Origin of the sequence: Haloferax namakaokahaiae (genome assembly GCF_042663225.1) — an archaeon.
Taxonomy (GTDB): domain Archaea; phylum Halobacteriota; class Halobacteria; order Halobacteriales; family Haloferacaceae; genus Haloferax; species Haloferax namakaokahaiae.
This window is the reverse complement of the sequence record NZ_JBHTAA010000005.1, coordinates 1492884-1512898: the sequence shown is the minus strand read 5'-3', so window position 1 is coordinate 1512898 and position 20015 is coordinate 1492884. Positions and strand designations below refer to the sequence as shown.

The window sequence follows — 20015 nt, the reverse complement described above, 5'->3', positions numbered from 1 at the left end:
GCAGTCGCCTGCTTAGGCGTTTATCTTCTCGCGGCCGGGTGCGATGAGTTCGTCCAGGTAGCCGGCGAGTGCGCCCTTCGCATCGAGCGGGTGGAGTTCGCCCGATTCGAGGTCGGCTTCGAGCGACTCGTAGTCGTCGTATTCGAGGTTGCCGCCGTACTCGTCGGGTCGCTCGACCACGACGCGCTCGAAGCGCGGGAAGATGTGGTACTCGAAGATTTGGAGCACGGGATTCTCGCGTTCCTCGCCCTCGTCGGTCGGTTCGGGGTTCGCCGTCGGCGGACAGAAGGCGTCGTTGACCTTCTCCTCGATATCTTCGGGCGAGTCCTCCATCGAGAGGCTGACACCCGACGACGACGACATCTTCCCGATACCCGTCGAGAGGTCCGCGATGAGCGGGGTGTGCACGCAGGTCGGTGCGTCCTCGTCGATACTCGGCAGCGTGTCGCGGGCGAGCATGTGCACCTTGCGCTGTTCCATGCCGCCGATGGCGAGGTCCACGTCGAGGTAGACGATGTCCAGTGCCTGCATGATTGGGTAGACCGCCTGTGCGACGGTCACGCTCTCGCCGCTCTTGATTTCGGCCATCGCGCGCTCGGCACGCGAGAGCGTCGTCTGGAGTTCGAGCGCGTGCAGGTCGAGCACGTAATCGTCGTCCATCTGGTAGTCAGAGCCGAGGACGAACTCGGTCTGGCTCTCGTCGAGCCCGTAGGCAATGAACTGCTCTTTCATCCGGTCGGCCGTCTGGCGAATCTCCTCGAACGTGCCCTTGCCGTTGAGGTAGGCGTGCACGTCCGCCAGAAGCACGACGATTTCGAAGCCCGCCTCCTGCAGGTCGATGAGCTTGTTCGCCGTGAGCATGTGACCGATGTGGAGGACGCCCGAAGGCTCATAGCCCACGTACGCTCGCTTTCCATCGGGGTCCTCGGCCAGCGCGCGCACTTCGTCCTCCGTGACCACTTCGGAGGCGTTCCGAGTGATCAGGTCGTATGCGTCCATACGTGCTTTCTGACGGGGATGTGGGATATGACTTCTGGAACGCGGGTGGCGAAACGGACAACACGGTTCGAGTCTAAGTCGGGGTAATGTCGGACTCTGGAACCACGACGCGTGCGCCGATTTTCATCTTCGCGGCGCTCATGCTGGTCGTCTTCGCCCTGCTCGTCGCCATGTGGGCCTCGGTAAACGGCGGGGCGTACGTGCCCTACCTCATCGGCTTCGGGGTGTACTTCCTCGTCTTCCACGTCTACCTCCCCTACCGGGTTCACCGCGATGCGACGTTCAAAGAGCGAAACGCGACGCTCTGGGTCGCGGTTGCGTTCTTCATTCCGCTGCTCGGGGCGGCGCTCTACTTCGTCGTCGGTGGGTTGACGGGCAACGAGGCGGCCGCAGAATAGGGATTGGCAGTTAGAATCGGGGAACTATCGTCGGTTCTCGGCGCGATGCTCCGAGATAATCTGGTCCACCATCGACTTCTGCTGTTCTTTCTGGCGCTCGGCCGCGCGCTCCTCCCAGTCGGCAATCGCCGATTCGACTTCCTTTTCGCGGGCAATCGCCAACTCGTCTATCTCCTGAATCGTCATTCCATCCGCAGGCGAAACCGGGATGCTCGCTTCGAAGAGAATCTCCTCGGCAACGTCCGAGAGGTTCCCGGTTCGGAGGACGACGCGGGGTTCGAACTCGGCCAGTCGCTCCGCAGTCGCCCGCCCCGCCCCGCTCGCGTCGCGGAAGTACACCACGTCGCCCGCCGAGATGCCGTACTGTTCGACTGTCTCGTCCAGCGCGGCTTTCGTGAACTGCTCGACGATTTTGACGGGCACGAGGTTCTTCTCCGTATTTACGTCCGCAAAGTTCGAGTGGTCGAGTTTCCAGAGCGACTTCAGGCGTTCGAGCTTTTCGGAGAGGGCTTCGTTCCGTTCCTCCAAGGACTCCACCTCCCGCTCTAACCGGCCGTTGTCGCGTTCGAGGCGGTTGACTTCGCGGCGCTCGCGTGCCTCTTGGCGCTCTTTCCGGCGGGCGTCCGAGAGTTCCGTCTTGTACTCCTCGATGGTCTCTTCTTTCGCGTCGAGTTCGTCGGTGAGTTCGTCGATGTGGGATTCGAGGCGCTCGACGCGGGTCTTCAACTCCCGAATCTCGCGCTCTTCGGGCGATAGTTCGGGTTGTTCGTGGGCTTCCTCGTTCCCGCCGTCGTCGCCCCCGTCGTCGTCCGATTGCATCGTTCGCAAGACGGCTTCGACGGACTCCTCGCTGGAGATGACGCGGGCGATGACCTCCTCGCGGTCGATTTCGGCGGGGACCTTTCGAGAGATTCGCTCGAACTGGTCCTCGTGAGCGTCGAACGCGAACAGTGCCGCGGCGAGAGCGTCGCGCTCGTGGTCGTTCTCGTAGGCCGCCTCGCGGGTGCGATGGAGTTTTTCATCGACCGCGATATCGCTCGGCGGGTTCCAGCCGACGGCGTCGAAACTCCGTCTGAACTTCTCGACCGTCTCGGGCATGGGATACACGTCGGCGGCGACGAGCGTCGGCCGGCCGCGTTCGATGAGCCATTCGATAATCGCCGGGGTGTCGGCGGTGCGAGTGGAGTGCACGTCGAGGACGCGACCATCCAATCCGACGACTGCGACGCCGGTGGTCGTCCCGGGGTCGATGCCGACGATGACGCGGTCACGGCGTTTGACGAGCGGTTCGAAGTCGATGCCGTCGCGGCGCTCGCGCTCGATTTCGATGCGGGTGTCGCCGGAGCGCCTACTCGAAACGGGGATGTCCTGCGGGCGGGCCTCGACGGTGAAGATGGCGTTCGAGTAGCCGCCGTACTTCTCGGTGACGTCGCGCTCGTAGTCCAGTCCGGCCTCTTTGAGCGCGGATTCCACTTTTCGGGATTGGCGCTTGACAGAGCCGTGAATCCGGCGCGTGTAGCGGTCTTGGCTCCAGCCACCTTTGCCGGTCGAGCGCCCGCGAGAGACTTTGACGGTGGTCGTGTTCTCGAAGGCTGCCACTTCGTATCCGACGTTGGCGAGTGCGAGACGCGCGGCCGCCTCGGCCTCCTTCATCGGCTCTTTGCCGTACGGGACGCCGTGGCGGGCGGCCACCCGCGAGAGGGGTTCCGGCCGCTCTGCACCCGTGACCTGCACCAACCGCGATTCGTGGGGAAGCCACCGTAAGAATCGAACCAGGTCGTCCTTGTCGGTCGCCAGTTCGTACATGTTGTCCGTCGCAATGAGCGCGGGTTCGTCTCGCTCGATGAGGCGACGCAACTTTCGGAAAGAGACCACGTCTCGCTCGACCGTTACCTCGTCGGCCCGACTGTCCACGACGACGAGCGCGTACGACGGTGCGTCGCCACGGATGTCGCCGCTTTGGATGTCGATGCCGAAGACGACCGAGTCGAGCGCGCTCGTCCGGTCGTTCACGAAGGCGACTAGGTTCGCACCGGATATATACTCCACGCCGGGGTGGAACTCTCCTCGGTGCGGCGAGTTGTCGGTCGGTGGAACTAATTGGAATGCTGAAAAATCGGACACGATGAGTTCTGATATTCCCTCCCCGCCCTCGACGACGCCTCGGTCGTTGACGCGGATGGTCCTCATTGGCTGTCTCGCCCTCCTCCTAATCGCCTCTCCCGTCGCCGGATTACTCGCGTGGGAACCCGTCGAAGAAGGAAACGTCAAGGTCGTAAAGAAGTGGGGTGCGACCACCGGAACCGTCTTCGAACCCGGTGCGCACGTCGTCAACCCCGTCTCCCAATCGACCGTCTCCATGTCGGTTCGCCCGCAATCCTACACGATGTCCTCGAAAGCCGGCGAGGGCAACCAACAGGGTGACGACGCCATCACGGTCCTCACCCAAGACGGTCTGCGAACCGACATCGACGTGACCGTCCGCTACCGCATCGACGCCGCGAAAGCGGTGTCGTTCTACCAGAACTACCGGACGCTCGGAACCGCAGAAGAGCGCCTGATTCGCCCCTCGATTCGCTCTGTCCTCCGAACCGAAGCGGGCCGACTCCCGGTCACCGAAATCTACACTGGCGAGGGTCAGACGAAACTGAAAGACGCCGCCGAGAAGGAACTCGGCGAGGAGTTCGCCAAAGACGGCATCATCCTCGAAGCCGTCCAGATTCGAAACGTCGAACTCCCCTCGGAGTACGCCCAAGCGGTCGAACAGAAGGAAATCACCGAACAGCGCCGCCAACAGAAACAAGACGAACTCGCCGTCGAAGAACTCGAAGCCGAGCGCAAACGCATCGAGGCACAGGGTGAAGCGGACGCGAACCGAATCCTCGCCGAGTCACTCTCCGACGAGGTGCTCGCCCAGAAGTACATCGAGAAACTGGACGAGACCGACACCGTGTACATCCCGGTCGGCGACGGCGGCTATCCGCAGTTCGTCCGCTCGCTCGACGACGATTCGAGCGGACAGGAGTCGTCCTCGCAAGGCAGTTCGAGCAACAGTTCCGCCTGATGCGATTCACCCGTGAACTCGCCGCCGTGGTCGCCCTCTTGGTACTGTTCGGCGCACTCGTTCGGTCGGGTGCGGGTCGAATCGTCCTCCCACTGGTGAGTCTCGTGGTCGCCGCTGGACTGGTCGTACTCCTTCTGAAACAACCGGCCTACACACGAATGGCAGTCGGCCCACGAACGCGAATTCTCGAATCGGTTCCATCCGACACTGAGGCCGAATGCGTCGAGTGCGCCGCGCCCGCGACGCGGATTCGACACTACGTCCGCGAGTGGGTCGTCCTCGGCGTCCCCGTCGTCTTGCTCGACGAGGGCCGTGTTCCCGTCTGCGACGATCACCGCGACTAGGCCGTCGTCGCCGCCCCGAGCCTACTCGCACGTCGCCTCAGACGAGATTCCCTTCTGCGACGAACTCGACGCGCCCACCGACGTGGATGTCGATACCGTCGTCGGTCGCCTCCGATTCGAGATGGAGGAGCGACGGCCGGCCCATCTCGTAGCCCTGTTCGACCACTGCTTCGACCTCGCCGTCGCCGAAGTACTCGTGGCGGGCGAGATAGCCCGCGAGACAGCCGTTTGCGCTCCCCGTCGCCGGGTCTTCGGGGATGCCGTAGCCCATGCAGTACATACGCGCCGCGAAATCGTGCGCCTCGTCGCGCGGGTCGGGACAGAACAAGAGGAGGTTCTCCACGTCCGTCTCGTCCAGCAGTTCTCGATAGGCGATGGGGTTCACTTCGCTTCGTCCAAGGGCGTCTCGGTCGCGGAGCGGTACCATCACCGCCGGAAGCCCGGTCGAGACGACCTGTACGGGCCACTCTGTGTCCACGTCCGACTCGTCCAGCGAGAGCACGTCTGCGAGTCGGTCGTGTTCCAGCGTCTCGCCGAACTCGGGTTCGTTCTGTTTCATCCAGTACGTCTCGTCGTCGCCCGACCCGCGAACCGTGACCGAGATGGGGCCGACACCGAGGTTCAGCGTAATCTCGTCGCCCGCGTCGTAGTGCTCGCGGAGGACTGCGGCGGTCCCGAGCGTCGGGTGGCCGGCGAACGGGATTTCGGTCGCTGGCGTGTAGATTCGAACGTCGTATCCTGATTCGCTGTCGCCGCCCTCGACGAACGTCGTCTCTGAATAATTCATCTCGACGGCGAGTGCGGCCTGCTCGTCGTCCGAGAGCGACTGGGCGTCCTCGAACACGGCGAGTTGGTTTCCGGCGTACTTGGCCGTCGCAAACACATCGACGATGTGGAAGGCGTTCGTCGGCATGGGTGTCGATTCCCCGACGAGCGAGAAAAGCGTGCCTCCGATTCGGGGTCAGTCGTCGGCGTCCGAAAACGGAATTTCGACCGTCTGCCCGTCTTCGGCGACGAACACGTCACCGTCGAAGACGTCGCTCGCTTGCGCCAAGAGCGGGTCCGGATGGGCCGCGTAGCGCGCCGAGATGTGGGTGAGCGCGAGTTTTCGAACACCCGCGTCGCGGGCGACACGCGCTGCCTCGCGGGCAGTCGCGTGACCGGTCTTGGCCGCCCGTCCCGACTCGTCGTCGGTGAACGTCGCATCGTGAATCAATAGGTCGGCACTCTCGGCGATTTCGGCGGTCGAATCCAGCGGTCGCGTATCGCCGGTGTAGACGAGTTTGCGGCCGGGTCGGGGGTCGCCGACGACCTGTTCGGGTTCGACGACGGTTCCGTCTTCGAGTTCGACCGACTCGCCGTCGTGGAGTTTGCTGAACTCGGGTCCGACCGGGACGCCGAGTTCTTCGGCGCGTTCGCGGTTGAACCGGCCGGGTCGGTCGTCTTCGACCAAGGCGTAACCCACCGAGGAGGTCCGGTGTTCGGTCTCGAATGCTCGGACCTCGTAGTCGTCGCCCCGATACGCGACGTTGCCGGGGCGGGTCTCGTGGACCGAGACGTGGAAACTGGGCTGGTACCCACCGGCGCGGACGAGTTCTTCGAGGTGACGCTTGCTTCCCGGCGGGCCGTGGATGGCCAGCGGGTCGTCGCGCTCGTTGAAGTCGAGCGTCTGAATGAGACCGGGAATACCGAGGATGTGGTCACCGTGGAGGTGGGTGACGAAGAGATGCGAGATACCGAAGCCGGTCCCGTAGCGCATCATCTGGCGTTGGGTGCCCTCCCCGCAATCGAACAGGAGGCGCTCGCCGTCGCGGTTGACCAGTACCGCGCTCGGCGCACGCACCGTTGTGGGAACCGCCCCGCCGGTTCCGAGGAAGGTCGCGCGCATAGACATGGGCGATACTCGTGGCGGCGGCGGTAAACGTGCGTCGAATCTGCGCGACTGCGACGTGCTCTGAACCCGCAGTGGGACGCCGGACCGACCGATTCTTACCCACCCGTCTGTTACCGCAGTCCAATGGACGCGCCGCTGTGGACCGAGACGCACGCACCGACGCTCGAAGACCTCCCACAGCCGGAGGCACGCGAGCGTCTCCGCCGCGCCGTCGATGAACCCATGAACCTCGTGGTGCAGGGACCGCCCGGTGTCGGCAAGACCGCCGCCGTTCGCGCCCTCGCCCACGAGGCGCACGACGACCCCGAGAACGACCTCATCGAACTCAACGTCGCCGACTTCTTCAATCGGACGAAAAAGCAGATTCGCAGCGACCCGCGATTCGAGCAGTTCCTCGACGGCCGGAGTCGAATGGCCAAACGCGACATGATAAATCGCGTGCTCAAGGAGTCGGCGAGTTACGCCCCGATGTCGGGGACGTACAAGACTATCGTCCTCGACAACGCCGAAGCCATCCGCGAGGACTTCCAGCAGGCGCTTCGCCGCGTGATGGAACAGCACCACCGAACGACGCAGTTCGTCATCGCCACGCGTCAACCCTCGAAACTCATCCCGCCGATTCGCTCGCGCTGTTTCCCCGTTCCGATGCCCGCGCCGGACGACGACTCACTCGAAGCGCTCCTCGCCGACATCCTCGACGCCGAGGGCGTCGAATACGACGCCGGCGGTCTCCAATTTCTCACCGATGCCTCCGAGGGGAACGTCCGCAAGGCCGTCCTCTCGGCCCAGCGCACCGCGAACGAGGCCGACGAGATTACCATGTCGTCGGTCCACGCCGCCCTCGGCGAGGTCGGGTTCGACGACGAACTCAAGACGCTCCTCATTCAGGCCCGCGACGGCGACATCCGCGACGCCCGAAAGACCATCACCACGCTCCTCGACGACGAGGGATACGAGGGGCAGGAACTCCTCCAAGATATCCTTCGTGTCGCGGACGCCACGCCCGAGAAGTTCGGTCCCGGCGAACTCCCACGCCTCCACAAAATCGCCGGCTCGGTCGATTTGGACCTCGTGACGGGCATCGACGACCGACTGCACCTCACGCACCTGCTCACCAGTTGGGGCGCGGAGATTCGGAACGAAGCCTAAAATGAAGTTCGCACCCGGCTATCGGCGGTTCGCGGTTCCTGCGTTCGTCGGCGCGGCCATCTTCGCGTTCGTGCTCCCACCAGTCGGCGCGTTTTTGCTCGCCTTCGGCGCGTTCGTCCTCTGGTTCTTCCGCGACCCGGAGCGGTCGCCACCAAAAGAGGGAATCATCTCACCTGCCGACGGTCGCGTTTCGGTCATCCGAGAAGAGGGCGACAGAGTGCGAATTGGCGTGTTCATGAACGTCACCGACGTGCACGTCAACCGCGCCCCTGTTTCGGGGACGGTCCGCGAGGTGACACACCGACCCGGCGCGCACAAACCCGCGTTTTCGAAAGACTCAGACAAGAACGAGCGCGTCGATATCGTGGTCGAATCCGAGGATGGCGAGTTCGAAATCTCGCAGATTGCGGGTGCGTTCGCTCGTCGGATTCACCCCTACGTTTCGGCGGGCGACGAACTCGCTCGCGGCGAGCGATTCGGACACATCGACTTCGGCTCTCGGGCGGACGTGTTGTTGCCGCCGGAGTACGGAGTCGAAGACGTTGCGGTCGAGAAAGGAGAGAGTGTGACGGCGGGCGAGTCGGTGGTAGCACGAAGTGAGTAGTCCGAACGGTTGGACAGCCGAATTTTCGGGAATCGACCCACGAGTTGGTGTCCCGCGAAGAGAGCGGGATGTACTGGGATGGTCTCGGGTGTCCGATGGCCAATACCATTAATATACCACAATACGTCGGCACAGAATCCAAGGCACCACTATGGTCGAAAGTACGGCTCAGCAACTTGCGAACTATCTCAAAACGCGTGTCGGCGACGGTCTCCGAACCGTTATCATCGTCTCGGAAGACGACTACGAGATACAGTACCTCCGCCGTGACCTCAAAGAACAGTATTCGAAACGAGCGTTCGACGAAGTCGTTGACGACGTTCGCGTCGAGTCACTACCGCTGGCTCAACTAGTCGAGTCTCACCCAATCGGTGAACAGCGGGCCGTCGTCCACTACTACGACAGCGCGTTCGTCGTTCAATTCCCCTATTCGGACACCGAACAGATACTCATCAGTGTAGCGACCGACGCCGGTGCCAGCCTTCTGCAGTTTATCGAAGGGTGTCGCCAAATCGTCGATACGGCTGCGTAACCTCTCTCGGGTGTTCGTGACGTGAGTCTCTCGAACTCGACGAGGAGGAGAGAACCTGCGTCAGTACGACCGCTCTTCCGGAAGGGCGTCGAAGAACTCGGCTACCGAGCCGATTTCCTCCGACACAATGTCACACGAGTTGAACTCCTCTCTCGCGTCCGACTCCGCCGCCTGTTGCTTCTCGGCGATTTCGTTGCCGCCTGCGGTCGCTGCCTCGTCGAGGAGGAGACAGCCCTCCGAGAGCGCCCCAGTTATACACGCGAACTCCTCGTATGCCCGTTCGAGCGCCTCCGTCGGGTCTACCGTCGTGAACTCCTCGTTCAACTCCTCGAAGTCCCGAAAGAGGGTGTAGAACGTCCCGGAGGCGTCGTCGTACCGCTCGCCGAGATACTCTTCGAACCCTTCGTGCAGTCGCTGCATGGATGCGCTCAACAGCAGTATCTGGTCCGCGAACGTTCCGAACCGACTGATTTCGGTCTCGATTTGTGAGACGGTGGTCTCGTAGTCCTCCGGCGTGAGTTCGCTTATCGCGTCGAGACTCTCGGCATCGGAGTCCTTCTTCAGCGACGAGAACGGCGCTGCCGCGTTTTCGGTGGCCGTTACGATGGCGTCGGCTCTCGACTCTATCTGGTGGTACTCGCCGCTGTACAACCTCGAAACCGCGTTCTTCGACCGGTAGTTGGCCTCTGCGAGTTGCTCGTACGTCTTTCCGGTCCACCAGAGAAACCAGTACGCCCCCCGGAGTCGTGACCTGCGCTGTTTCTGCTCGTCGCTCAGGTCTCCATCGAGGGTGTTGAAACGCTTCCGAGCGGCGTAGAGATACTCCGAGTTCTCGTCGAACGAGAACCCGCTCGTCGAATTGAGGTCGAGGAAACTCTGATTCTGCCCCGCGGCCGCGGCGTACTGGACGACGACTTTGTCGAGTGTGGTTGCGATTCGATTCAGTATCTGGTCCGCCTCGTCGGGCGTCTCCGTCGTCTCCGTCTGTGTCTCCGTTTCGGTCTCTTCGGGAGTCGGTGTCGGCGATTCGGTCGTCTCTGTCGTCTGCTCTGGTGTCTGCGTCGTCGTCTCGGTCGTTGGGTTCGCCGTCGTCGTCGTATCGTCCGGGTTCCCTTCAGACGAGGTACAACCCGCCAACAACACTCCCCCTGCTGTTGCAAGATACGTCCGTCTGTTCATACGTTGATAATTACTGGGATAAATAATGAATTACTGATGGCTTCAGTTTCGAGTTCGCGTCGGCCGTTCTGGTAACCCTGCTTCGAGTCTCTGAACCGCCCGAAAAAACGCTCTCTGATGGTCGGAAAATCGACCCATAGAACTACGTCCACGACTCGTAATAGTGTTTTCTTTCTGAAAGCAAGAAGATTTATTCAAAAATGAACCCAACAATCGATTGAGCAATGAGCGAACTAGCTCACAGTGCGTTCTGGCCTGTCGTGGCAACGACCCTCCAATCGGATGCGCCAACGCTCCCGCCAGAATCGGCCGAGTTCTTGGCCGGTGGGATGGCGGCACTCGCCGTCGGAATCGCAGCGTACGGTGCTGGCATCGCAGAGCGCGGAATCGGTTCGGCCGCCGTTGGCGCGATGGCGGAAAATGAAGACCTCTTCGTGCGCGGACTCATCCTCACCGTCCTTCCAGAGACGTTGGTGATTCTCGCACTGGTCGCAATCTTCCTCGCCTGACCGCACTCCGACCGCCGGTACCGACGAGTCAACTCCCGACGACGACATTTTTGGGCCGCCCGACACGGCAAGCACGACTCCCCGCCGTGTGCCCCCTGACGGGTCGTCTCTCTCCGATTCGACAGAACTCACCGATTCAACAGGTGCACGTACCGAACCAGCGAGCGATGGACCCGCCGCTCGAACACCTGTTCGACCTCCCATCCAACCGCTTCGGCCACCTCGACCCACGACCGGTCGGCGACCATCACACACCGATGCGACACACGGGCGACTTCCGAGAGCGCCCCCCGAACCAACTCCTCCAGCGTGTGTCTGGCAATCTTCGACTGGCGACCGTAGGGTGCGTCGAACACGACGCCGTCGATGGAATCGTCCGAAAACGGAAGCGCCGTCGCATCGCCGCGAACGACCTCGCCGGAGCCGACGTAGTGGTCCAGGTTCACCTTCGCACCGCGGGCCATCTTCTCCTGTGCATCGACGCCGACCACGTCGGCACCGGCGAGTCCGGCCTCTAACAGCACGCCACCGGTCCCGCACATCGGGTCCAGAATCCGAGCACCGGGTTTTGCACCCGCGATGTTGACGAAGGCGCGGGCGTCGAGCGGTGCCATACTTCCGGGTTGGAAGAAGGGTCTGTCCGTGGGTTTTCGGTCGCCGAAGTCACGAACGCTCTCGACGACGGTCCAACCGACGAGGCATTTGTCTTCGGAGAAGTACACTCGCAACTCGTGGTCCGGTGAGTCGAGGTCCACGTCGAATCCGCGTTCGACCAGCGCGCTCCCGATGGAAATCTCGGCGTCGCTGGTGCTCACCCCCGTCAGTCGGCGCACGTCGCGGGCGCGGACGGCGACGGTTCCCTCGCGGTCGATGGCCGCGGCCTCGACGAGCGCTCTGGCGGCGTCGATATCGGGGTCGCAGTGCCCGACGAGTTCGACTACTCTGCGGGTGTAAGCCAAGGTTCTCGCGCGGTCGGTTTCGACACCCCGAGCGGTCGCCAGTCCGGGGGCGACGATATCGACACCCGTGGCGGCCGACTCGGCTTCGCGGGCGGCGAAGTCGTCTTCCTCGCCGGCGAGTTCCAATCCGTACACGCTCGGACCTAACGGGCGGCGAAAATGAGGGTATCGGTCCCCACTGGCCGACAGTGAGAGTTATGATACCCGCTTGGTATCCTCCTGCATGGTTTCACTCGACGCGATGCTCTGGGGCGCGGCGGTGCTCACCTACGGGCTTGGTGATTACGTGACCACAGTCATCGGCGTCAAGATGGCCGGCGTCCAAGAAGGCAACCCAATCGTGCGACTGCTCTCCGGCGGCGACCCCGGACCAGCGTCGTTCGCCGTGTTGAAACTCGTCTCGGTCGGTCTGTTCTTCGGCGTCTACTGGCTGTTCAGACCGGCGTTCGTCCGAATCTTCGTTCCGCTCGCACTCACACTTCTCGGCATCGCTGTCACAGGCAAGAACGTCCAAGTCATTCGCCGCCGTCGCTGAGTTGGCCGACGTTCACGACTCCCGACCTGTCAGGTTTTCGCACCAATCTTTTTAAAGCGCACATACGTGACTTAAACCGTCGTATGACCGACCCGAAGGACACAATCAACATCGAAAACGTCGTCGCCTCCACGGGAATCGGCCAAGAACTCGATTTACAGAGTGTGGCAATGGACCTCGAAGGCGCCGATTACGACCCCGAACAGTTCCCGGGTCTCGTCTACCGTACGCAAGAACCTAAATCTGCAGCCCTCATCTTCCGTTCCGGCAAAATCGTCTGTACGGGCGCGAAGTCCACAGACGACGTTCACGAGAGTCTCGGTATCGTCTTCGACAAACTCCGCGAACTCCAGATTCCCGTCGATGACGACCCCGAAATCACCGTCCAGAACATCGTGACGAGCGCGGACCTCGGCGAGAGCCTCAACCTCAACGCGATCGCCATCGGACTCGGACTCGAAAACATCGAGTACGAACCCGAGCAGTTCCCCGGACTCGTCTATCGCCTCGACGACCCCAGCGTCGTCGCGCTCCTCTTCGGGTCGGGAAAACTCGTCATCACGGGCGGCAAACAGCCGACAGACGCCGAAGAGGCCGTCGATGTCATCTCCGAACGCCTCTCGGAACTCGGTCTCCTCGGCGGGAGCTTCTAACTCGCCCGTCGAAATCGCCTGCACCTAAGTCATCCGCGTCCCACGGGCCGATATGGACGCCCTCGCTTTGCAGACGGCCGCTTCGAACGCGACGGTGCTCGCCGTCGCGGGGACCTTCGCGTTGTTTGCCCTGTTTCTCTCCGTAACCGCTCACGTCGCCGCCAGAAACGTCCTCGGCGACGTCGAGGTGAAGAAAGCGTTCGCAATCGGCCCGGCAATCGCGGCCGTCGCCGTCGTCTCGACGACGTTCGGCTTCAACTCGTTTCTCGCACTCGGTATCGCACTCGCGCTCGATTTTCTCCTCGCGCGGTTCTTGTACGGCCAGTCTGACCGCTTGACCGCCTACGTCGTCTTCATCCACTTCGTCGTCTCGGTCATCGTCGGCGTCGTGCTCTTCGGCCTGCTCGTCATCCTGTCGAGCGCGCCGGTGTGACCGAAACGAGTCGATTCTATTCGACGAGGCGCTCGATTTCGGTCACGAGAATCCCGCTCGCGCCGACGTTCTTCAACTCGCTCACCACTTCGAACACGTCGCGCTCGTTGACGACGGCGTGGACCGCGACGGTGTCGTTTCCGGCCACGTCCATCACCGTCGGCCCGCCGAGTCCGGGGATGACTTCGCGTACTTCGTCGAGGCGCTCACGCGGGGCGTTCATCATCAGATAGCGCTTGCCCTCGGCAGTAAGCACGGATTCGAGCGCCATGACGAGTTGCTCGACTTTCGGGTCGTCCACGACGTCGGGATGGGCGAAGAGCCGAACCGACGACGAGAGCACTTCGTCTACGATGCCGAGGCGGTTCACGCGAAGCGTCGTCCCCGTCGAGGTGATGTCGATGATGGCGTCGGCCATCTCGACGTGCGGGGTCAACTCCGTCGCGCCCGTGACCTCGACGACTTCGGCGTCGATGCCCGCCTCCTCGAAGTACGTTCGCGCGATGTGCGGGAACTCGGTGGCGACGACTTTTCCTTCTACGTCTTCGGGCGACTCGATATCGCCGTCCTCGGGCGCGGCGAGGACGAGTCGGCACTTCCCGTATTCGAGGTCGAGCAGGTCGGCGAGTTCGTGGCCCGATTCGCTCACCTGGTCCAGTCCCGTGATGCCGATTTCGGCCGCGCCGTCGCGGATGTACTCGGGGATGTCGGCGGCGCGGGCGAAGAGGACGGTCACGTCGGGGTCTACGGTACCGGCGTAGAGCTTCCGCTCGGCTCCGTTGTCGAGGTGCAACCCGGCGCGTTCGAGGAGTTGAATCGTCGGCTCGTGGAGGCGGCCCTTGTTGGGCACGGCAATTCGCATATCGGAGTCTCACACTCAGGGGCTAACTGGCTTTCGCCACAGACAGAAAGAACAGGAGCCGACTAGCCTTCGATAACCGCGCTCACCCGACGGTCGAACTGCGCGACGAAGGGGTCGGGAAGCGAGGGCGAGACGGATTCGAGGAGGTGTGCGGTCCGCTCGGGGTGGGTGAGTTCGAGCGTGACGTGGTTGTGGAGGTCGCGCCGCTTGTGGACGATATCCCGTTCGACGAGGTGGTCGAGGTGCCATTCGAGCGTGCTCCGCGCGACGCCGATTTCGTCTGCCACGTCGCCGGGGCGAGCCTCGCCGTGTTCGAGTACGTGGCCGAGAATCGCGCGGGCGGTGTCGCGGCGGACGAGCGCGAGGACGCCGCGTTCCCACGCGTCGAATCCCGGCGCGAAGTAGTGCGTTCGACCGTAGAACTCCCGGCGTTGGATGGCGTCGTCGGCAATCAACCGACGGATGTGGTGCTGGACTTGGCCCGGTGCGAGGTCGAGCGAACGGACGAGTTCGTTGAAGTGGACGCCCGGGTTGTGCGTGACGTACTCGGCGACGAGGGTGCGTGTCTCGGTCATGGTGCGAATGGCCCGCTGCGCGTGTCGAGCGAGTCCAATGAACGACACTAGCGAACGACCGGAGGTAAGAGGGGGTGCTCGTTCCCAACATCCGAGAATCGAGTGACTGCGTGCGTATCGAAGCGGTGCCGACCGGAGACGGTGGATTCAGGACGACCGCCACGGAACGCCCTGTATGAACACGCTCCACATCGCGGGCGGGCAGGTGCTCCGCCCCGATATGACGGTCGAATCGGCCGACGTGCTCGTGGACCGAGACGAGGGGACGATTCTCGAAACCGGCACGCTCGACGCCGACGCCACCGAGACGCTCGACGCCGAGGGCTGTCTCGTCATGCCCGGTCTGGTCAACGCCCACTGCCACGCCGCCATGACCCTCCTCCGCGGCTACGCCGACGACAAACCGCTCGGGGCGTGGCTCCAAGAAGACATCTGGCCGGCGGAAGCCGCGCTCACACCCGAAGACGTGCGTGCCGGAACCGAACTCGGCATTCTGGAGATGATTAAATCCGGCACCACCGCGTTCGCGGACATGTACTTCGAAGTCCCCGAAGTCGCCGCGGCGGTCGAAGAATCGGGCGTCCGCGCCCGCATCGGTCACGGCGTCGTCACCATCGGCAAAGACGACGAGGCCGCGTGGGCCGACGCCGACGAGTCGCTCGATATCGCTCGCGAGTTCGACGGTGCCGCAGACGGCCGTATCCGAACGGCGGTCATGCCCCATTCGCTGACCACGGTCGGCGAGGAGTACTTGCACGAACTCGCCGCCGAGGCGCACGACGACGGTATTCCGGTCCACTACCACGCCAACGAGACGACCGACGAAGTCGAGCCAATCGTCGAAGAACGCGACGAGCGCCCGCTCGCCTACGCGAAATCGGTGGGCATGCTCACCGAGTCGGACTTCGTCGCCCACGGCGTCCACACCGACGGCGAGGAAATCGAGTTGCTCGCCGAGGCGGGAACCGGCGTCGTCCACTGCCCCGCCTCGAACATGAAACTCGCCTCCGGGATGGCCCCGATTCAGGACATGCTCGATGCGGGCGTCACGGTCGGACTCGGCACCGACGGCGCGGCCTCGAACAACGACCTCGACCTCTTCGACGAGATGCGCGACGCCGCGATGCTCGGCAAACTCGCCAGCGACGACGCGAGCGCCGTGGCCGCCCCAGACGTGGTTCGGATGGCGACCGCTGGCTCGGCGGACGCAATCGGTCTCCCCGGTGGCCGCCTCGAAGCAGGCGCGGTCGCCGATATCGCCGTCGTGGACCTCGACGCACCGCACCTCACACCCGCCAACAACCTCGTGAGCCACCTCGCCTACGCGACCCGCGGGTCTGACGTGCGCCACACGGTGTGTGACGGACAGGTCCTGATGCGTGACCGCGAGGTGCTGACGCTGGACGAAGAGACCGTCAAAGCCCGCGCTCGCACCGCCGCGGCCGACCTGTTCGAGCGCGTCTAACCGCCCATCGAATCGCCGCCCGATCCTGTGCTGTCTCGCTTCCGCTTCGGTAGGGTTTTCGGACCCCTCTTCGAATCGCCCTGTATGAGCGAACACTACGCTCCCGTCTCCGAGCACCTCGACGACATTGCCGAGGGGACCTCGGCAGGCCACGAAATGGAATTTCGTGACCTCGAGGCCGCCCGGAAGGAGGGACGCCGCAAGATGGACTGGGCGCTCCAGCACATGCCCATCCTGCAGGAACTCCGCGAGCAGTTCGAAGCCGACCAACCGCTCGACGGCGAGGTCATCGGGATGGCCATGCACGTCGAAGCGAAGACGGCGAATCTGGTCGAACTCCTCGCGCTCGGTGGCGCGGAAGTCGCCATCACCGGGTGCAACCCGCTTTCGACCCACAACGACGTCTCGGCCGCCCTCGACGCCAACGACGACATCACCTCCTACGCCGTCCGCGGCGTGGACGACGAGGACTACTACGCCGCCATCGACGCCGTCGTCTCGCACGAACCGACCATCACCGTGGACGACGGCATGGACATGGTCTTCACCATCCACGAGGAGTACCCCGAACTCATCGAGACCATCGTCGGCGGCGCGGAAGAGACCACCACGGGCGTCCACCGCCTGCGCGCGATGGACGCAGACGGCGAACTCAAATATCCGGTCTTCGCCGTCAACGACACGCCGATGAAGCGCCTCTTCGACAACGTTCACGGCACCGGCGAGTCGTCGCTGGCGACCATCGCCATGACGACGAACCTCTCCTACGCCGGGAAGAACGTCGTCGTCGGCGGCTACGGCTACTGTGGCAAGGGCGTCGCCAAGAAGGCCGCCGGCCAGAACGCGAACGTCATCGTCACCGAAGTCGATTCGCGCCGCGCGCTCGAAGCCCACATGGAGGGCTACGAGGTCATGCCGATGGCCGAGGCGGCGAAAGTCGGCGACGTGTTCATCACGACCACCGGCAACCGCGACGTCATCACCCGCGAGCACTTCGAGCACATGAAAGACGGCGTGCTCCTCGCCAACGCCGGGCACTTCGACATCGAAATCAACCTCGACGACCTGTCTGACCTCGCCGTCGAGGAGTACGAAGCACGCGACGGCGTCGAGGCCTACGAGATGGCCGACGGCCGTCGCCTCAACGTCCTCGCCGAGGGCCGCCTCGTCAACCTCGCCGCGCCCATCTCGCTCGGCCACCCGGTCGAAGTGATGGACCAGTCGTTCGGCGTGCAGGCAGTCGTCGTCCGCGAACTCGTCGAGAACGCCGAGGCCTACGACGCCGGCGTCCACGACGTGCCGGACGAACTGGACCGCGAAGTCGCCGAAATCAAACTCGCCGCAGAAGGCATCGAGTTCGACTCGCTCACCGACGAGCAGTCCGAGTACATGAACAGCTGGGCGCACGGGACATAAGCCAGCCCAGTTTTTCCGTTTTCGCCCGCTACGAGCGATGCGTCTACGACGTTAACGACGCGACTTCGTCGATTCGGCGGCCCGTCGCCCGCGTTCGGTCCACTCGCCAGCGCGCCATATACAGGCGATACCGCCAATCCACGCCGCCAGTCGCATCGCGTCGAGTTGGACCTGTGATGGGTCTTTCCAGCCCCACCCGGTCGGTCGGCGCTTGCTCTCGACGGGACTCACTTTGTAATAGGTCCCGTCGTGTTCGACGTAGTGGGTGTCTGCCTCGTACACGTCTTCTTCGGATATGGTGCTGCTGCCGTTTCGGACGGCTTCTCGGATGTACGGGGGCGTCTCGTCGAAGTCCTCAGATAGGGCGCGTTTGACCGTCGCTTCCGACACCGGGGTGAGCGAGAGGGTGAGGGTGCGTCCGTCGAGCGTGGCGTTCGGTTCGAAATAGCGGCCGTCTGCCCGAACGTAGTCGAACGACCAGAACTCGGAATCGACGCCCCGGTCCGGGTCGAGACGGAGTTCGACCGAGTCGCCGCGGGCCATATCGTTGATGACGGCGCACTCTGCCGACTGGAGGGGGTTCCACCCACAGGACTTGAAGTGGTAGAACGTGCGGGCGGTGTTGGGAAGGTAGTCCACCGCCGATGCTTCGTAGGTGTAGGTCGTCTCGTAGGAGACGTCTTCGGGATAGAGATACAGGGGGTTCGCCAACAGGGTGACGCCGAGGAGAAGGAGGACGAAAGCGCGCCAGTTCTGGCGATTCATACACGGGGTGAATCAACCCACCGACAAATGTTTGCTGGCACTACTGACGCCACGCGAGCGCCAGCCCGAAGACGCCGCCGAAGACGCCTCCCCAGACGATGTGTGCGAACAGGCCCGGAAGCGAAAGGGTCGGGACCGTCGCCGGAATGCCGACCGCTTGGAGCCACAGCGGCATGATGACACCGGCGGCGACGAACGACAGGAACACGCCGTAGCCGATACCGAGCCCGGTCATCTTGAGGGGGCTTCGAATCGCGCCGCGGGGGTTCTGTCGCACCACGGCGACGGCGAAGAGGACGCCGAAGACGACGCTGTGGAACAGGTGCATCACCCAGCCGACGCCGCCGTTCATGACGCCGTAGAGACCGCCGATGACGGCGAGCGAACCGGTGAGGAGGTGGAAGACGACCCCCATGACGACGCCCGCGACGATGGCCGCCACCGTCGTCGCGCCGAGCACCCACGGCGGCACGCCGTACTGGTTCGTGGTGTCGATGACGCCGTTCTCGCCGGGGCGGGCGAGCGTGACGCGAACGACGGACCCCGTATCGGAACTGTCGATTTCGACGCTGCCGCCGTACGTATCGACGACGAGCAGTCGGACGAGCGTGAGTCCGAAGCCCATCGTCGGGTCGTCGTACTCCGGTACGTTTCGGTCTTCGACGACGGCCGCGATTCGGTCGGAGACGCCCGGTCCTTCGTCGGCGATGTCGATGGTGACGTTCCCGGCGTTGGTCGTGACGCCGATATCGACTTGTGGTGCCTGGGTCCCGGCGTGGACGATGGCGTTCTCGACGAGGTGACAGAGCGCCATATCGAGGTGCGCGTCGGCGAGGACGCGAGCGGTGTGGTCGTCCACGTCGAGCGAGACGTTGGCTTCGGGATAGTCAGTCCGAACGCCCTCGACTGCGTTCGTGATGGCTTCGTGTACGTTGGTCGAGACCGGGCGCTCGTCCACGGGACCGACGATAGCACGGAGTTCGGAAATCGAGGCGTCGATTCGGTCGGCGTTGCGCTGGATGACCTGCAGACTCGATGCGTCCGCGGCGGTGTCGGTGGTCCCGAGGTCGGCGTAGCCGCGGATGACGTTCACCTTGTTCAGCACCTCGTGGCGGAGGATGCGATTGAGGACGGTCAGTCGGTCGGCCTGCGCGGTCAACTCTTGACGGTGTTCGTTGGTCGCTGCGGCGCGAATCCCCGTGAGGACGCCGCCGATGGCACCGCCGATGAGGACGTTCGCCACGAGCGCCGACCGAGTGAGTTGGCCCAACATCAGCGAGTCGCCGGTGCCGGCGAACGTGACGGCTAAGACGGCGACCATCGAGAGCGTGCCGAGGATGCTCCAGATGGCAATCGTGTTCACGAAGTTGTCGTCGTAGGAACTCACCGCCAGTCCGATGCCGAAGACCGTCAGCCCCATCCCGAGTGTCAGAAACACGCCCTGTCCGAGCACGAACTGCCCGAGTGTCGCACTCGGGTCTACCGACTCTAAGACCGTATAGCGTGTCGCAACGAATCCAATCAGGGCGACGACGAATCCACTCGGCTTGATGTCACTCCCCCGAACTCCCTCCATTTGTGGCAACAATTCACAAGGGGTGGTCGTTACTCTTTGGGTGACAGTCTTGGTTCTGAGAATGCGGTACGGAACCCGCTGTCGCCCAATTTAAGAAGGGGGAC

22 protein-coding genes are annotated in these 20015 nt (G+C 63.4%); 12 read left to right on the top strand and 10 right to left on the bottom strand.

Annotation, left to right across the window (positions count from 1 at the left end; genetic code table 11):
* Window positions 1-12: 12 nt before the first annotated feature.
* The gene (locus ACFQJC_RS15635; RefSeq protein ID WP_390225094.1) at window positions 13-999 is read right to left on the bottom strand and encodes a tyrosine--tRNA ligase; all 987 of its coding nucleotides are present in this window, start codon (window positions 997-999) and stop codon (window positions 13-15) included.
* An 86-nt stretch (window positions 1000-1085) separates the two neighbouring features.
* Here ACFQJC_RS15635 and ACFQJC_RS15630 point away from each other — a divergent pair, with 86 nt between their 5' ends.
* Complete coding sequence (locus ACFQJC_RS15630) at window positions 1086-1397, top strand: ATPase (RefSeq protein WP_390225092.1); 312 nt, start codon at window positions 1086-1088, stop codon at window positions 1395-1397.
* 24 nt (window positions 1398-1421) lie between these two features.
* On the opposite strand, the gene ACFQJC_RS15625 is transcribed toward ACFQJC_RS15630, so the two are convergent.
* Complete coding sequence (locus ACFQJC_RS15625; RefSeq protein WP_390225090.1) at window positions 1422-3410, bottom strand: DUF460 domain-containing protein; 1989 nt, start codon at window positions 3408-3410, stop codon at window positions 1422-1424.
* Between the two features lie 112 nt (window positions 3411-3522).
* On the opposite strand from ACFQJC_RS15625, the gene ACFQJC_RS15620 reads away from it, so the two are divergent.
* Window positions 3523-4461 carry a prohibitin family protein gene (locus tag ACFQJC_RS15620; RefSeq protein WP_390225088.1) on the top strand — a complete coding sequence of 313 codons (939 nt, stop codon included), beginning with the start codon at window positions 3523-3525 and terminating at the stop codon, window positions 4459-4461.
* On the top strand, window positions 4461-4805 hold the full coding sequence (locus ACFQJC_RS15615) for a DUF8108 domain-containing protein (protein WP_390225086.1): 345 nt from the start codon (window positions 4461-4463) through the stop codon (window positions 4803-4805). Before ACFQJC_RS15620 ends, ACFQJC_RS15615 begins: the two co-directional genes overlap by 1 nt.
* A gap of 37 nt (window positions 4806-4842) precedes the next feature.
* On the opposite strand, the gene ACFQJC_RS15610 is transcribed toward ACFQJC_RS15615, so the two are convergent.
* Complete coding sequence (locus tag ACFQJC_RS15610) at window positions 4843-5718, bottom strand: PhzF family phenazine biosynthesis protein (protein ID WP_390225084.1); 876 nt, start codon at window positions 5716-5718, stop codon at window positions 4843-4845.
* A gap of 48 nt (window positions 5719-5766) precedes the next feature.
* The gene (gene rnz / locus ACFQJC_RS15605) at window positions 5767-6693 is read right to left on the bottom strand and encodes a ribonuclease Z (RefSeq protein WP_390225640.1); all 927 of its coding nucleotides are present in this window, start codon (window positions 6691-6693) and stop codon (window positions 5767-5769) included.
* 129 nt (window positions 6694-6822) lie between these two features.
* Here rnz and ACFQJC_RS15600 point away from each other — a divergent pair, with 129 nt between their 5' ends.
* From ACFQJC_RS15600 to ACFQJC_RS15590, 3 genes are all read left to right on the top strand, one after another.
* The gene (locus ACFQJC_RS15600) at window positions 6823-7848 is read left to right on the top strand and encodes an AAA family ATPase (RefSeq protein WP_390225082.1); all 1026 of its coding nucleotides are present in this window, start codon (window positions 6823-6825) and stop codon (window positions 7846-7848) included.
* 1 nt (window position 7849) lies between these two features.
* Window positions 7850-8452: a protein sorting system archaetidylserine decarboxylase gene (locus tag ACFQJC_RS15595; RefSeq protein WP_390225080.1), complete on the top strand. Its 603-nt coding sequence runs from the start codon at window positions 7850-7852 to the stop codon at window positions 8450-8452.
* A 151-nt stretch (window positions 8453-8603) separates the two neighbouring features.
* Window positions 8604-8984, top strand: coding sequence for a DUF7522 family protein (locus ACFQJC_RS15590; RefSeq protein ID WP_390225079.1), 381 nt, complete (start codon window positions 8604-8606; stop codon window positions 8982-8984).
* Window positions 8985-9044: 60 nt separating this feature from the next.
* Here ACFQJC_RS15590 and ACFQJC_RS15585 read toward each other — a convergent pair whose 3' ends face one another.
* Window positions 9045-10163 (bottom strand): hypothetical protein, encoded by a 1119-nt coding sequence (locus ACFQJC_RS15585; protein ID WP_390225077.1) that lies wholly within the window; start codon window positions 10161-10163, stop codon window positions 9045-9047.
* 224 nt (window positions 10164-10387) lie between these two features.
* Between ACFQJC_RS15585 and ACFQJC_RS15580 the strand changes: the two genes are divergently transcribed.
* Window positions 10388-10672 carry a F0F1 ATP synthase subunit C gene (locus ACFQJC_RS15580; protein ID WP_390225075.1) on the top strand — a complete coding sequence of 95 codons (285 nt, stop codon included), beginning with the start codon at window positions 10388-10390 and terminating at the stop codon, window positions 10670-10672.
* A 128-nt stretch (window positions 10673-10800) separates the two neighbouring features.
* On the opposite strand, the gene ACFQJC_RS15575 is transcribed toward ACFQJC_RS15580, so the two are convergent.
* Entirely contained in the window at window positions 10801-11757 is a 957-nt protein-coding gene (locus ACFQJC_RS15575) for a methyltransferase domain-containing protein (RefSeq protein WP_390225638.1), read from the bottom strand.
* Window positions 11758-11854: 97 nt separating this feature from the next.
* Here ACFQJC_RS15575 and ACFQJC_RS15570 point away from each other — a divergent pair, with 97 nt between their 5' ends.
* The 3 genes from ACFQJC_RS15570 to ACFQJC_RS15560 all read left to right on the top strand — a co-directional run bounded on the left by ACFQJC_RS15570 (window position 11855) and on the right by ACFQJC_RS15560 (window position 13252).
* Window positions 11855-12166 carry a DUF5658 family protein gene (locus ACFQJC_RS15570; protein WP_390225073.1) on the top strand — a complete coding sequence of 104 codons (312 nt, stop codon included), beginning with the start codon at window positions 11855-11857 and terminating at the stop codon, window positions 12164-12166.
* Between the two features lie 83 nt (window positions 12167-12249).
* Window positions 12250-12819 carry a TATA-box-binding protein gene (locus ACFQJC_RS15565; protein ID WP_390225071.1) on the top strand — a complete coding sequence of 190 codons (570 nt, stop codon included), beginning with the start codon at window positions 12250-12252 and terminating at the stop codon, window positions 12817-12819.
* Between the two features lie 52 nt (window positions 12820-12871).
* Window positions 12872-13252 carry a DUF7473 family protein gene (locus ACFQJC_RS15560; RefSeq protein ID WP_390225069.1) on the top strand — a complete coding sequence of 127 codons (381 nt, stop codon included), beginning with the start codon at window positions 12872-12874 and terminating at the stop codon, window positions 13250-13252.
* 16 nt (window positions 13253-13268) lie between these two features.
* Here the strand turns inward: ACFQJC_RS15560 and hisG are convergent, their stop codons facing one another.
* Together hisG and ACFQJC_RS15550 are read right to left on the bottom strand one after the other, a co-directional pair.
* The gene (gene hisG, locus ACFQJC_RS15555) at window positions 13269-14114 is read right to left on the bottom strand and encodes an ATP phosphoribosyltransferase (RefSeq protein WP_390225067.1); all 846 of its coding nucleotides are present in this window, start codon (window positions 14112-14114) and stop codon (window positions 13269-13271) included.
* 62 nt (window positions 14115-14176) lie between these two features.
* Window positions 14177-14689 (bottom strand): winged helix-turn-helix transcriptional regulator, encoded by a 513-nt coding sequence (locus ACFQJC_RS15550; RefSeq protein ID WP_390225065.1) that lies wholly within the window; start codon window positions 14687-14689, stop codon window positions 14177-14179.
* 175 nt (window positions 14690-14864) lie between these two features.
* Between ACFQJC_RS15550 and ACFQJC_RS15545 the strand changes: the two genes are divergently transcribed.
* Both ACFQJC_RS15545 and ACFQJC_RS15540 read left to right on the top strand, forming a co-directional pair.
* Window positions 14865-16154: an amidohydrolase gene (locus ACFQJC_RS15545; protein ID WP_390225064.1), complete on the top strand. Its 1290-nt coding sequence runs from the start codon at window positions 14865-14867 to the stop codon at window positions 16152-16154.
* 84 nt (window positions 16155-16238) lie between these two features.
* Entirely contained in the window at window positions 16239-17570 is a 1332-nt protein-coding gene (locus tag ACFQJC_RS15540; protein ID WP_390225062.1) for an adenosylhomocysteinase, read from the top strand.
* A 51-nt stretch (window positions 17571-17621) separates the two neighbouring features.
* Here the strand turns inward: ACFQJC_RS15540 and ACFQJC_RS15535 are convergent, their stop codons facing one another.
* Window positions 17622-18335: a DUF8127 domain-containing protein gene (locus tag ACFQJC_RS15535; RefSeq protein WP_390225059.1), complete on the bottom strand. Its 714-nt coding sequence runs from the start codon at window positions 18333-18335 to the stop codon at window positions 17622-17624.
* 40 nt (window positions 18336-18375) lie between these two features.
* Window positions 18376-19911 (bottom strand): ATP-binding protein, encoded by a 1536-nt coding sequence (locus ACFQJC_RS15530; RefSeq protein ID WP_390225057.1) that lies wholly within the window; start codon window positions 19909-19911, stop codon window positions 18376-18378.
* Between the last annotated feature and the right edge of the window lie 104 nt (window positions 19912-20015).

What these genes read in the sequence shown, in the direction of transcription:
- ACFQJC_RS15635 (WP_390225094.1), bottom strand. Translation starts at nt 999, where the DNA reads ATGGACGCATACGACCTGATCACTCGGAACGCCTCCGAAGTGGTCACG.
- ACFQJC_RS15630 (WP_390225092.1), top strand. Translation starts at nt 1,086, where the DNA reads ATGTCGGACTCTGGAACCACGACGCGTGCGCCGATTTTCATCTTCGCG.
- ACFQJC_RS15620 (WP_390225088.1), top strand. Translation starts at nt 3,523, where the DNA reads ATGAGTTCTGATATTCCCTCCCCGCCCTCGACGACGCCTCGGTCGTTG.
- ACFQJC_RS15615 (WP_390225086.1), top strand. Translation starts at nt 4,461, where the DNA reads ATGCGATTCACCCGTGAACTCGCCGCCGTGGTCGCCCTCTTGGTACTG.
- ACFQJC_RS15610 (WP_390225084.1), bottom strand. Translation starts at nt 5,718, where the DNA reads ATGCCGACGAACGCCTTCCACATCGTCGATGTGTTTGCGACGGCCAAG.
- rnz (WP_390225640.1), bottom strand. Translation starts at nt 6,693, where the DNA reads ATGCGCGCGACCTTCCTCGGAACCGGCGGGGCGGTTCCCACAACGGTG.
- ACFQJC_RS15600 (WP_390225082.1), top strand. Translation starts at nt 6,823, where the DNA reads ATGGACGCGCCGCTGTGGACCGAGACGCACGCACCGACGCTCGAAGAC.
- ACFQJC_RS15595 (WP_390225080.1), top strand. Translation starts at nt 7,850, where the DNA reads ATGAAGTTCGCACCCGGCTATCGGCGGTTCGCGGTTCCTGCGTTCGTC.
- ACFQJC_RS15590 (WP_390225079.1), top strand. Translation starts at nt 8,604, where the DNA reads ATGGTCGAAAGTACGGCTCAGCAACTTGCGAACTATCTCAAAACGCGT.
- ACFQJC_RS15585 (WP_390225077.1), bottom strand. Translation starts at nt 10,163, where the DNA reads ATGAACAGACGGACGTATCTTGCAACAGCAGGGGGAGTGTTGTTGGCG.
- ACFQJC_RS15580 (WP_390225075.1), top strand. Translation starts at nt 10,388, where the DNA reads ATGAGCGAACTAGCTCACAGTGCGTTCTGGCCTGTCGTGGCAACGACC.
- ACFQJC_RS15570 (WP_390225073.1), top strand. Translation starts at nt 11,855, where the DNA reads ATGGTTTCACTCGACGCGATGCTCTGGGGCGCGGCGGTGCTCACCTAC.
- ACFQJC_RS15565 (WP_390225071.1), top strand. Translation starts at nt 12,250, where the DNA reads ATGACCGACCCGAAGGACACAATCAACATCGAAAACGTCGTCGCCTCC.
- ACFQJC_RS15560 (WP_390225069.1), top strand. Translation starts at nt 12,872, where the DNA reads ATGGACGCCCTCGCTTTGCAGACGGCCGCTTCGAACGCGACGGTGCTC.
- hisG (WP_390225067.1), bottom strand. Translation starts at nt 14,114, where the DNA reads ATGCGAATTGCCGTGCCCAACAAGGGCCGCCTCCACGAGCCGACGATT.
- ACFQJC_RS15550 (WP_390225065.1), bottom strand. Translation starts at nt 14,689, where the DNA reads ATGACCGAGACACGCACCCTCGTCGCCGAGTACGTCACGCACAACCCG.
- ACFQJC_RS15545 (WP_390225064.1), top strand. Translation starts at nt 14,865, where the DNA reads ATGAACACGCTCCACATCGCGGGCGGGCAGGTGCTCCGCCCCGATATG.
- ACFQJC_RS15540 (WP_390225062.1), top strand. Translation starts at nt 16,239, where the DNA reads ATGAGCGAACACTACGCTCCCGTCTCCGAGCACCTCGACGACATTGCC.
- ACFQJC_RS15535 (WP_390225059.1), bottom strand. Translation starts at nt 18,335, where the DNA reads ATGAATCGCCAGAACTGGCGCGCTTTCGTCCTCCTTCTCCTCGGCGTC.
- ACFQJC_RS15530 (WP_390225057.1), bottom strand. Translation starts at nt 19,911, where the DNA reads ATGGAGGGAGTTCGGGGGAGTGACATCAAGCCGAGTGGATTCGTCGTC.